The sequence below is a fragment of the Bacteroidia bacterium genome (genome assembly GCA_023228875.1).
GTDB lineage: Bacteria > Bacteroidota > Bacteroidia > NS11-12g > UBA955 > JALOAG01.
Genome location: JALOAG010000027.1, coordinates 1 through 10,683 on the forward strand (window position 1 = coordinate 1; position 10,683 = coordinate 10,683).

The window sequence follows — 10,683 nt, forward strand, 5'->3', positions numbered from 1 at the left end:
AGCTAAGATGGATACAATTTCATCCTCTTTATAGAGATGGTGTGCGCTCGTAGCTCAGCTGGATAGAGCACTGGTTTGCGGTACCAGCGGTCACACGTTCGAATCGTGTCGGGCGCACCATACTTAAACTCCCTCAACAACGAACTTTCAAAGACTTTTATAAACTAACTTTATTTTTAAGAATTGAATTATTCCCACTTTTACTCCCACTTTTGTTTGTTATAATTTAAGAGAAAATTTTAAAAAAGAATGTGTGTACTTTAGTTAGTTACTTTTGTTTATATTTGAATATCATCATATTTACTTGATATTTGCACTATGTCTATGAGTGTTTGTCTATCCATTTTTAAGCGTAATTTTCTTATAGCTTGTTTGTAAGTCTGTTCGGCTATTGACTTGCTAATCCCTAGCGTTTCGCCTATCTCTCTAAAAGTTGGCATCTGATTAGACTGTGATTTCGGTTTCATCATAAGCTGGATTTACTACGATACTAATATCTGTCAATGTTTCAAACTCATGTATAGTTCTAATCATCTCACGACCGTATGGAGTCCATGAGTCACTCTTAACTACAAAACTAAATGACATTTTATTCACATCGTCTCTTTTAATCAGTTCGATAATATCCGCACCTCTTGAAGTTTTAGCTACATCAAGATTAAACTCTAAACCTCTCTCTGTTGCTATGAGTTGTAAAGTGCCACTCTCTGTACTCCCTAAAACATCTTGCGCATCTCTTGAATGATTAACTACTGCAATAACAAGCGGATTGCTTTCAAGTACATTGTAAAATGCCTCTGGCTCTATTATTTCTCTAAAACCGCCTATATCTTTTGACAACTTATTAACGGGTGCAGCTAATCCGCTAATCTTATAATCTTCTATTGTAAACTCGCAAACATTGCATCTCATTTTTACGCTCCTATTTGTTTTGGTGTTGGCTGTGCAACTGTTGGTGTTCCAGCAGGTGCGAATAGTTTATCTTCGCCTTTTATCTCTTTGTAGTTTAATCTTAATCTTGCCTCGTTTGGTGTCAAGATTCCACCTGCTACCGCTGATGTCAAAGTATTAATCTTTTGTTCAAAACTTCCCTCTATAAACGAGCTTGTATCAAAACTCATATTAGCAGTTAATTTAAGATTAATTTCCTCTTTAATGCTGTTTAAAAGTGGGCTAATTGTCATCTTTAAAAATTGAAGATTTGCTTCGACTGCATTTGAGTATGTCGCTAAACTATTGTCAAGCATTGAAACGGGTAAATTAAATATCTGAGCGATTTCTTTAAGTGAGGCTTGTTTAAGTGCCACTAAATCACTATCTACTAAACTATTAACCGCTTTGAGTTCGTGTAATTCCATACCATCTGCAAGTACTGGCACCGCTCCGCTGTTCTTAGTTCCTTGATATGCTGTTTTAAATGCAGTTTTTAATTCATTGATTGCATCTTGTTTGAGGTTTTTAAGTGTACTAATCCACAAACTAGGTCTTGAAGCATTAACTAAGTAGTTACCCTCGTATTCACTCATCGCCTTAACTCTACTAAATGAGTTTGTGAAATTACTTAGTGAGCTGTAGCCGATTTGTCCTAAATTGTCTTTAGATATGTTTTTGAAGTGAAGCATATTTTCTGGATAGATTTTTTCTGCTCCATGCTGATAATATACGATATTCATATAATCTTTGTCGTACATCATTGTTACATTTTTCGGGTCAAGTAGTTTATAAATACCTTTACCCTCAATCTTTGCAAAACTATTTCCATGAAGTAGAATATTTTTAGTGATTGTATTCGTCCATGTAAATAGACTCATATTACTTTGAGGCTCACGACCTAAAGGGCTGTTTTCTTGCGTTGCACTTGCTACCGCATTACTAATCATTGAAACGGCACTAAATACCGCTGGTATATTCATAGCATCGCCATTTGTCAAGTCATCAAAATAACTGCCTACTGTAGTAGCTGAATAGCTGCGTATCTCTTCTTTTTTCTTAAACATTTTAAACATAATAATCCTTTTATATAATTGCAAAACTTACGAGGTCATCGTCATAAGCCGCTAAATCTTTCTCTGCTAAATAAGCCGCCATTGCAAGTGCCACCGCTGTATCAATTTTTGAATTTTCACTTCTCTTCATAAGCTTTTTATTTCCTGCTGGGTCTTCTATTACGATACAGTTTGAGAGTCCATAACCTAATAAAAAGTTTCCATTATGTGCGATTTTCTTCTCATAAATCATATTCTCTAAAGCTGATACATAACTCGTAAACGAAATAAATCCTTGTCGTAATTTTTCAACGGGTGCGCTGTAACCTTGCTTGTCAAATTCTCTTTGTATCTCATTCCATTTGTAGGTATCTACTCCGATATTAACTACATCAAAGTTTGTTAATATGTCTATGAATTGAGCCGCCATAAATTCCCAATCAAAAGTAATACCTGGACTAAGAAGTAAGTGTTCTTTTTTATCCATGCTTAATGCTTGTAATGGTACTTTTAAGCGTGTTGCATTATCTTCTAAACTATCTTTTGCGCTGAATGTGTACGGTAAAGCTTTGTAATCATCTGCGCCAACTCTCACAACTACTACTAAACTTGTAAGGTCATATCTGCCTAAAGATAAATCTATGCCTACGACTGCTGGAAGTCCGTAATAGTCTGAGTATTCAAAATCTTGTTTTATAGCTCTCCAATCACTCGCTTGAATGAAGCTTTTATCTGCTGAGATTTTTTGATTCATCATAAAATTTAAGAAGTGTGCTTTTTTACTTGGTATGTTCTTAGCTTGTTCTGCATAAGCTCTCATACTATCAACTGATAAAAAGTGTCCTAAAGCTGGGTTTGCAAGTTTCCATATCTCTGGGTCGTCCATGAGTCCAGCGTGTCCCTCTGGTGCTGTGTAGTAGATACAATATACACTTTCATCAAGATTGTCTTTGTACTGCTCTATCATTTGATTAAAATAGTAAGTATCTGATGCGCCAATAGTTGAGATATGAATACACAAACTATCATCATAAGCACCCTGAGAACTCATAAGGCTCTCTGGGAATGCTGAGTCTTCTTTGAGATTTGCAGTTTCATCGTGTACATAAAAATATAAACTTCTACCTAAAGCATTTGAGGCATCGGCACTTAAAGCGGTAAACTCACAACCATTTGACATATTGATAATAAGTTTTTTAGAGTCAATTATCTTTAATCTTGTTTGTAGTTCTGGGCTAAACATAATAAATTTTTTCATAAGATTATAAATAAGTGCCGCTTGGTCACGACTTCTTGCACCTGATGCGATTTGTGCGTTTGGCTTTGCAAGTCCTTTTACTGCCATTAGTGCAAGTAAAATGATTGCTATTGTCGTACTCTTTGCGTTTTTACGTCCTAAACTCATCAAAGCTAACTTAACTACTCTTTTACCGTTTCGTGTCTTAAATACCTCTCTAATGAAGTCTATTTGATACGGTATAAGCTTTATATCTTCGCCAACTTTTGCACCCTCTGGCACTTTCAAGCTTTGAGCGAATTTGATAATCTTATCGGCTATTGAGTAATCGTACATATTAATCTAATAAGCCGTCAAGTTCTGATTTTTCTTCATCGAGTGGATTTGTTTTTGCTCCATGTCGCACTCTTGAACTTGGCGCAATACCTAACTTTTGAGAGGTCGTGCTTAATGCTCCCGTAGCTTTTGAGATAATGCCTACTAATCTGTTACCCTCTGCCGTTGCTAGGTCGTACTCTTCTAATTGTTTATATGCACCGTCACTAATAATTTTTAGTTTGATATACTCCATAATAAGAGTTCTATCACTCTCTATAAAATAATCTGGTTTCATGCTTTTAACAACTTCATTCCATATTTTAAGCTCGGCAGCTCTTAACTTATTTAATGGTTTCAAATATTCTTTTTGAAATACATTTTCATCGAGTTTGTTCGTTGTTACTTCTTTTTTTCGTGCCATGTTGTTTCTCTCCTTTTACATTTTATAAATTTGTTGTGATTGGGGTCGGTGTAGCAACTCATCCCCAATTATTCAAAACGACGGGGGGATAGTTTGTTCCCCACGACTTCCATACCTAGCAATAAGCTGTCTAAATCTTCATCTAGGATAAATCCATCTATACCACGACTAAACTCTCTTCCTGAGTACTTAATCGAGGCATAATCACTCTTAAAGTGTTCGTGTGCGTTTCTATTGTCGTAATGCTTTGTAATGTCTGAATGGCATTGAGTACAAACACTAAAAAGATTGTCTGTATCAAAAAAATCATCGTATGCTTTGGCTGGTATGCAATGATCTACCGTAGTAGCGACCTTGATAACTCCTACATTCTGGCATCTAATACAAAGAGGGTGTTGTCTTAACACTTCTAAGCGTATTGTCTTCCATCTGTGAGAGTCATAAGGTCGCATAGTATTAAGCCTTTTGGATTAAGTGCTTAACTGCTGCTGGATTAAGAAGAGTACCATCAAAACGAGCTGATGCTTTGTAACCTATTTCATTAGTCTCTTGATACAGTTCGTTAAACTTGAATAGTGAGATACCCTCAATATTTCTAACAATATACTTGCTAAAGTCTCCAAACAGTACCGCTTTAAGTCCTGCTGTCATATCTGGCATGAATGGGTTTACTATGATAGGCTTATCGTGTAGTGTCTTACCTTTCACTAAATAGTTACCTTGTCCATCTTTTAGCTTACGAACTTTTAAGAGTGTAGCTTTGTTCATCATATAAGAACCATTATCACCATAAGCATCATCAAGGCTAAACTGTAAGTCTAGTAGCTCGTCGGCTGTTACTGCTGTTGTAGCTGCTGCTGTGAGTCCTAGAGTAGTTTGAGTAATGATACCACTTGGTTCTGTTGTACCTGCTCCGATAGTCATATCTTTGTTAAGCTTACGTGCGATACGTTCTGAGAGTGCATCTATTACAATCTGTTCAATGTTTACCGCTGAGTCTTTTACTAACTCATTAGATATTTTGATGATACCTGAGTCGTAAACAAAAGCACCGAGATTAATTGAGCCGAATACAACATCTGGTCCACTTCTGCGGGAATCAGTCTCACTTTTAATTACTGCCTCGTTTGCTGTATCATCCATTGTAGGATAAGATAAATCTCCACCCGTTGAAGTTGTGATACCTGAAGCCGCCGCTAACATTCCGCTATAAGCTTTCATACCTTTAATTACTTGATTAGATACTTGACTTCCTACTGTGAAAGCTCCCGAAGCATTTGTTAAAGTGCTTTGAGTTCTTACCTCTTCACCTTTCAACCATGAACGGAACTCGCTCACTGCATTATCTGAATGAACCTCGATTGCTGTCTCAACTGATAAAGCTCTTGCCTCTTCGATACGGTTAATCTCTCCGTCAATCTCTTTCACTCTTGCTGATGCTGAGTCAAAGTTTCTTTTTTCTTCGTCTGTCATACCTTTACCAGCTGCACGTTCTGTACCTGCAATAGTACTCATTGTTTTTGTGAGAGTCTCTCTCTCTGCTCTAAGTTTTTTTAACATGTTCTAATCCTTTTAAAATTGTTCTTTACATAGTAATTCAAAAGAGACATTTTTCTCATCTTTATTTATTACCGCTGTTATGTTGAATATGCGCCCATCGAATAAAACCCTATCATTTGGCTTTATATCTGTGACATATCGCATAAAAACTTTGTGTGTGGTTTCGTTTACGATTGCCGCACCGCTTATGATGTCTTTGCCACTTATCGGATTTACAGATGCTCTCTGTGTGGATAATGTCGCCCACTCCTGAATCACCTCACCAAAGTCATTCGTAGTTTCTGAATATCTTTGTATAACTATTTGATGTCGTAAATCTCCCGCTCTCATATAACTACACTCATTTCCATATCAAGCAAAAATTTAATTCCCATCGGTAACTCTGTAATATTCAAAGTGATTTCATTTTCTCTGAATGAGTACCATGTACCAATAAGAAGTAATTTAGCTTGTTCATGCGATTTGTTGAGATTGTTATAAGTTGAGTGAGTATACGAAGCGATTGAGTGTTCTGCTGCATCTGAGTAGTGAGTGATTAATGTATCATCTAAGCTATGCTCTACATATAAATGCTGCTTTATGATTGATAGCTCCATGTTCTCCCCTTTTAATGTCAGATTGTAATATCTGAATTAATTAATATAATTATAGCCTTATTTAAGATAAAAAGATAGCATTTTGTAATGTATTATAAGTTGTTTGTCATATTTTAGTTATAATTGATGATTTTTCTTTGCAATTTGTCATTATATTTGATATAATATGAATGTTTAGGGGGCTGATAACCCTCTTTTCACTCCTTTATTTGTATAAGCTTTTTGTTTATGCGCCTCTCTTAGTTGAGAGGTACAATCAGAAAGTAGTAATTCTCACTCTTGGTTTTAAATCTGACACTTTCATTACTAGCTTCTCTTTTTCTTTGAGAATATGCTTATAAAGTTCTTTTTTGCTTCCTACAAAATCAAAATTTAACTCCATAGTGCTATAGTCTTCATTAAAAATAAAAACTTTGCCCGTTTGTGTACATTGCAAAATTGCATGAACTTTTATAGCTTCATAATCATCTGCTGCATCTGCGCAATAAAGTCCTTTTGGCTCTGATAGTAAAATCATGTCAATATGGTCGCCCTCTGCTGTTGTGAGATTAATACTTCCATTTTTAGTGATTGCATCTTGCAACTGTTTTTCAAATTCTGCTCTGATATTTTTCATCTTTTTTTGTCCTTTTTATTGTAAATGTGTTCATTAGCCGATGTCATAATATAAGGCTAACATTAACCCCTAGAGGCACCTATTTTAGGCATGTGTTCATTAGCCGATGTCACTATGGCTATACCCACATTACTTAGATACATATCTTCTAACAGTTGAGAGAGAAATATCCAAAGCATTAGAAATATCTTGAAGAGTTTTTCCATTAGCTTTAAGTGACATTGCCTCATCTCGTTTATGTTGAGATTTGTCTCTTTTTATCTGCGCTGTTTTCAAAGCTCTATCATGTAAACTTTGTTTAAGTTCTTCATCTGATAACTTTATTTTCCAGCTACTTCTATCAAGTTCAAATATGGCTCTCACTTTCCTATTCAATTCTCTATGCTTGTATCCAAACACACACTTGATATTAAAATTAAGTGCCATTGCCATAACTGCCTCAAAGTGCAACATATTTTCATAATGAAGCCTCATCGCATATATTGTCAAAGAACGCATAAACTCACTTTTTTCTTTTGGATAAAGTGGTTTTTGATATTTCACAAACTCTGTGAAATGTTTGCCTAATTCTGTAATGGTATAGACACGACCTGTAATCTCATACGGTTCATAATCTATAAACTTTATGCTCGGAGTTAATTTCTGTATCTGTACCTTGATAGAAGATACTCTTTGCCACTCTTTCCAGCTTTGAGGCATATACTGAAAATGGTATAATATGTTTAGAATTTTTGTACCATCCATTTTAGTAAGCCATCTTTTATGAGAGGGTGGAGGCAGTCCCCATATCTCACTATCAAAGTCAGATACTATGTTAAGGCTGATTCCCCACTGCATCTATAGTGCCTGAGAGTTTTTTGAGATAGTTTGTCGCTCTCTCAATATTCTCTGGTGTCATGTTGAGCTTTCTTTTAAAATGCTTACCCTCTGATAAATTCTTCCATTCGATTAGCTCTATACCTTTATTTTTAATCTGAGTAAAATACTGATTAGTGTTTGATGCGAATGCATCTGAACTAATAAGAGTTTCGCCTTTTAAAAACTTTTGTAAAATTTTTGCTTTATGAGTTAGTTTTTTCTTTGCCATGCTAAACCGCCTTTACGACTGCATGACTCTCGAGCCATTTGTCTAATTCGATACGGTCATATCTCACGAATCTACTGCTAAGTTTTGAATATGGTATCTTACCTTTCATTCTCATAGTAGCCTGTGTTTGTTTAGCTATTTGATAGCCACCTTCGCTTGTAGGCTTTGCAACATCATCTGGTGTTAGCCATCTACTTAAACCATTCATTTTATTCTCTTTTGCTCTCGTTAGCTACTCGAAAGGCTTGTTTGAATTTTCGAATTCGATAAGAGAATTAAAGCATTAGTGAGGTTGAAGTGGTATTTATAAATAATCTTAATTAAGTTTAGAATAAACCTTAAACGAGTTTAAGGTTTGAAGTATTTGCGGTGTAATAAGTGTTTTTGAATTTAAGAATTATTTTTTTATTTGTAGTATTTCAGTATAAAGTTCTTATAATCTTCATCATGAATTTGGCTTGTAATTTTATATTGTCGTTCTTTTAGCTCTCCAAACATAATAGTAATAAAGATATTTGCATATTTTTCAAGGGCTACTCGTTTTTTTATATCAAGATGTTTTTTAAATATTTGTACTACATAATAAAATTGTGTTTTCATTGCTGTTTCAAAACCTATTTCTTTGATTAAATTTCTTACTAAAATATTAGATTCAATAAGCTGTATTACAAAATATGCTTTTTCTAATTCATCCCCCCAAAAAAAGATACCGACATTTGTTTTGTTAAGTATCTCGATGCCTATTCTTATATCAGGTATTCTTTCAGCAAGTTTATTGATTCTCATTGTGAGTTTATTTATATCTGCTGGTGGTATCATATACATTTCTCGACTTTTTATATCCTCTATTTTTGCACTTAAGTTATGAAAATCATTGTCTTCTACAAGAAGATAATCAATTAGATTACCTTGTTCCGAAATATACTTTATCCATTTAGCTATCATTTTACCACCTCAATATCAATAATATTTTCAAGCTGTTTATTAGCATCTTGTGAGCCTTTCAAGTGATTAATGCTTCGGTAGTGTTTATCTACGGTATCAGCTCTAGTATGTCCTAATGAAGCACTTAAAACAGTTGCAGCCGTGCCACTCTCTCCCAATGCTGTAACAAGTATATGTCTAAAATAGTGCATTGTAAGTTCTGGCATATTTGCATCTTCTTGTATCTTTGCAAGTTGTTTTCGTGGTGGGTGTAGTTTCTTGCCTGTTATAGGAGATTTAAATATAAGCCCTTGATTATCTTGTAATTTAAGAAGAGGCTCTTTAATCGGCTCTGGCAAGTCATAAGTTTGGTCGTTGCCTATCTTATTATTTTCAGCTTGTATCGTGTATCTGTTATTTGCAAAATCAATATCACTCCATTTCAAACTTGCTATTTCGTTCCATCTTCTACCAAATAAAGCAAATAAAAATAATGCTCTGTAAAATGGGTCATCTTTATATCGCTTTTGAATAACATTATAAAGTAGTGATAGTTTTTGAGTTCCATCTTTAACTTCTTTTTTATTCTTTTTTTTGTTTGGGATATTGATTGTCGGAATTTTATTTAGTGCTCCGTTACTTTCTGCATATTTTAAAATCGGCTTGAGTGTTTGAATTAAAACTTTTTCAATGCTCCGTGTGGAGTTTCCATTTTCGTTTTGTTTACTGTGTCCTGTATTTTCCATTGAGTGCCGAATCGTATCAATGTCATTTTCAATGATACGGCTTACTTTTTTCTTACCGATAAATGGCTCAATGTATAATTCATATAATCTTTTTCTTGCCTTTGTCCAATCTGTAAAAAGTAATTTTTCTTTTTCTTCATCACTAAGTTTTGACTCTTTAATATGTTTTAGTTCATCTTTTGAGAGTTCTTTACTTGTACATTTTTTAGTGAAGTATTCTTTTGCTATGTAATTGAGAGGTGTATCAGGATTAAAAGGATTTTCTAATTCGATTCGCTTTTGCTCTTTGTATGTTTCCGCTTCTTTTCTGGCATTGTCTTTTCTTACTTTTGGTGTCCATGTCTTCTTTGAATAATCTAAGACGAATGTGTACTCTTTGCCAACTGTTTTAAATCTATAATAAAACTTAGTAAAATCTTTATTAGCTCTTAATCCTCGTAATCCGTTAACATTTACTATTTCATACTCTTTTGGAACTGCCATAATATTTCCTTCAAAGTGGGATTCCCACTTTTACTCCCACTTTTTGATAAATTTATTATATCATAAATAATATCAATAGAAATACAAAACAGCTAAACAAGTGCTTAAATAGGGTTTTAAGTATCTTAAGAAATAATAGCTCATAAGTTTGCGGTACCAGCGGTCACACGTTCGAATCGTGTCGGGCGCACCATACTTAAACTTCCTCAACAACGAACTTTCAAAGATTTTTTCAAACTCTACAAATACTTGAACTATTATCAATGTCACTAAAAGTCTCACCATTAAAGACTGACTTTAGTGTTAGCTTCTAAGGCTTTTGCATCAACCCATTTTGCATAGTGTCCAATTAACATCTTTAAAGAACCATCACCTAGCAAATTTTCGATTTCTTACATCGCTAATCCAAGCAGTAAGTGCAACATATAGTTAAACTGCTGCGTACATTTTTGTAATTGTGTCAAAAATACTTCTGCTGTTATCCTCTTTTCTTGCATCAATTCTAATGTAAATAGCAAAATAAAGTTGGTATTTTTCAGGTACAATGTCGCCCATATTTTAATTAAAAACAGAAGGATTAAGTGATGCCATCAATTAGCTTGAGTAAACAGATTAGTATAGGATTTGCAATTATCCTATTGGCTATGATTATCATGGGTGTTATTGCTATAAGTAGCATGTCAAAGGCTATTTCAAATTCAAAAACACTT

At 34.4% G+C, this 10,683-nt stretch carries 14 protein-coding genes and 1 tRNA gene; 1 reads left to right on the forward strand and 14 read right to left on the reverse strand.

Annotation, left to right across the window (positions count from 1 at the left end; translation table 11 throughout):
* Window positions 1–43: 43 nt before the first annotated feature.
* Window positions 44–120, forward strand: a tRNA-Arg gene (locus tag M0R38_12025).
* Between the two features lie 324 nt (window positions 121–444).
* Here the strand turns inward: M0R38_12025 and M0R38_12030 are convergent.
* The 14 genes from M0R38_12030 to M0R38_12095 all read right to left on the reverse strand — a co-directional run bounded on the left by M0R38_12030 (window position 445) and on the right by M0R38_12095 (window position 9,973).
* Window positions 445–912, reverse strand: coding sequence for an HK97 family phage prohead protease (locus tag M0R38_12030; protein MCK9482460.1), 468 nt, complete (start codon window positions 910–912; stop codon window positions 445–447).
* Between the two features lie 2 nt (window positions 913–914).
* Window positions 915–1,997: a phage portal protein gene (locus tag M0R38_12035; protein MCK9482461.1), complete on the reverse strand. Its 1,083-nt coding sequence runs from the start codon at window positions 1,995–1,997 to the stop codon at window positions 915–917.
* 19 nt (window positions 1,998–2,016) lie between these two features.
* A complete protein-coding gene (locus tag M0R38_12040; GenBank protein MCK9482462.1) occupies window positions 2,017–3,558 on the reverse strand; it encodes a terminase large subunit in 1,542 nt (513 codons plus the stop codon).
* Window position 3,559: 1 nt separating this feature from the next.
* Window positions 3,560–3,961 carry a hypothetical protein gene (locus M0R38_12045; GenBank protein ID MCK9482463.1) on the reverse strand — a complete coding sequence of 134 codons (402 nt, stop codon included), beginning with the start codon at window positions 3,959–3,961 and terminating at the stop codon, window positions 3,560–3,562.
* A 68-nt stretch (window positions 3,962–4,029) separates the two neighbouring features.
* On the reverse strand, window positions 4,030–4,413 hold the full coding sequence (locus M0R38_12050) for an HNH endonuclease (GenBank protein MCK9482464.1): 384 nt from the start codon (window positions 4,411–4,413) through the stop codon (window positions 4,030–4,032).
* A gap of 4 nt (window positions 4,414–4,417) precedes the next feature.
* Window positions 4,418–5,521 carry a phage major capsid protein gene (locus tag M0R38_12055; protein ID MCK9482465.1) on the reverse strand — a complete coding sequence of 368 codons (1,104 nt, stop codon included), beginning with the start codon at window positions 5,519–5,521 and terminating at the stop codon, window positions 4,418–4,420.
* Window positions 5,522–5,533: 12 nt separating this feature from the next.
* Window positions 5,534–5,851, reverse strand: coding sequence for a phage head closure protein (locus tag M0R38_12060; GenBank protein ID MCK9482466.1), 318 nt, complete (start codon window positions 5,849–5,851; stop codon window positions 5,534–5,536).
* Window positions 5,848–6,117, reverse strand: a complete 270-nt coding sequence (locus M0R38_12065) for a head-tail connector protein (GenBank protein ID MCK9482467.1) — start codon at window positions 6,115–6,117, stop codon at window positions 5,848–5,850. Before M0R38_12065 ends, M0R38_12060 begins: the two co-directional genes overlap by 4 nt.
* A gap of 256 nt (window positions 6,118–6,373) precedes the next feature.
* The gene (locus tag M0R38_12070; GenBank protein MCK9482468.1) at window positions 6,374–6,733 is read right to left on the reverse strand and encodes a hypothetical protein; all 360 of its coding nucleotides are present in this window, start codon (window positions 6,731–6,733) and stop codon (window positions 6,374–6,376) included.
* Between the two features lie 129 nt (window positions 6,734–6,862).
* Complete coding sequence (locus M0R38_12075; protein ID MCK9482469.1) at window positions 6,863–7,570, reverse strand: hypothetical protein; 708 nt, start codon at window positions 7,568–7,570, stop codon at window positions 6,863–6,865.
* Window positions 7,548–7,820, reverse strand: coding sequence for a hypothetical protein (locus M0R38_12080; GenBank protein ID MCK9482470.1), 273 nt, complete (start codon window positions 7,818–7,820; stop codon window positions 7,548–7,550). Before M0R38_12080 ends, M0R38_12075 begins: the two co-directional genes overlap by 23 nt.
* 1 nt (window position 7,821) lies before the next feature.
* Window positions 7,822–8,028: a helix-turn-helix domain-containing protein gene (locus tag M0R38_12085; protein ID MCK9482471.1), complete on the reverse strand. Its 207-nt coding sequence runs from the start codon at window positions 8,026–8,028 to the stop codon at window positions 7,822–7,824.
* 197 nt (window positions 8,029–8,225) lie between these two features.
* Window positions 8,226–8,765 carry a hypothetical protein gene (locus M0R38_12090; GenBank protein MCK9482472.1) on the reverse strand — a complete coding sequence of 180 codons (540 nt, stop codon included), beginning with the start codon at window positions 8,763–8,765 and terminating at the stop codon, window positions 8,226–8,228.
* Entirely contained in the window at window positions 8,762–9,973 is a 1,212-nt protein-coding gene (locus M0R38_12095; GenBank protein MCK9482473.1) for a tyrosine-type recombinase/integrase, read from the reverse strand. Before M0R38_12095 ends, M0R38_12090 begins: the two co-directional genes overlap by 4 nt.
* Window positions 9,974–10,683: the final 710 nt, after the last annotated feature.

Coding starts and splice junctions, on each gene's coding strand:
- M0R38_12030 (MCK9482460.1), bottom strand. CDS start 912: ATGAGATGCAATGTTTGCGAGTTTACAATAGAAGATTATAAGATTAGC.
- M0R38_12035 (MCK9482461.1), bottom strand. CDS start 1,997: ATGTTTAAGAAAAAAGAAGAGATACGCAGCTATTCAGCTACTACAGTA.
- M0R38_12040 (MCK9482462.1), bottom strand. CDS start 3,558: ATGTACGATTACTCAATAGCCGATAAGATTATCAAATTCGCTCAAAGC.
- M0R38_12045 (MCK9482463.1), bottom strand. CDS start 3,961: ATGGCACGAAAAAAAGAAGTAACAACGAACAAACTCGATGAAAATGTA.
- M0R38_12050 (MCK9482464.1), bottom strand. CDS start 4,413: ATGCGACCTTATGACTCTCACAGATGGAAGACAATACGCTTAGAAGTG.
- M0R38_12055 (MCK9482465.1), bottom strand. CDS start 5,521: ATGTTAAAAAAACTTAGAGCAGAGAGAGAGACTCTCACAAAAACAATG.
- M0R38_12060 (MCK9482466.1), bottom strand. CDS start 5,851: ATGAGAGCGGGAGATTTACGACATCAAATAGTTATACAAAGATATTCA.
- M0R38_12065 (MCK9482467.1), bottom strand. CDS start 6,117: ATGGAGCTATCAATCATAAAGCAGCATTTATATGTAGAGCATAGCTTA.
- M0R38_12070 (MCK9482468.1), bottom strand. CDS start 6,733: ATGAAAAATATCAGAGCAGAATTTGAAAAACAGTTGCAAGATGCAATC.
- M0R38_12075 (MCK9482469.1), bottom strand. CDS start 7,570: ATGCAGTGGGGAATCAGCCTTAACATAGTATCTGACTTTGATAGTGAG.
- M0R38_12080 (MCK9482470.1), bottom strand. CDS start 7,820: ATGGCAAAGAAAAAACTAACTCATAAAGCAAAAATTTTACAAAAGTTT.
- M0R38_12085 (MCK9482471.1), bottom strand. CDS start 8,028: ATGAATGGTTTAAGTAGATGGCTAACACCAGATGATGTTGCAAAGCCT.
- M0R38_12090 (MCK9482472.1), bottom strand. CDS start 8,765: ATGATAGCTAAATGGATAAAGTATATTTCGGAACAAGGTAATCTAATT.
- M0R38_12095 (MCK9482473.1), bottom strand. CDS start 9,973: ATGGCAGTTCCAAAAGAGTATGAAATAGTAAATGTTAACGGATTACGA.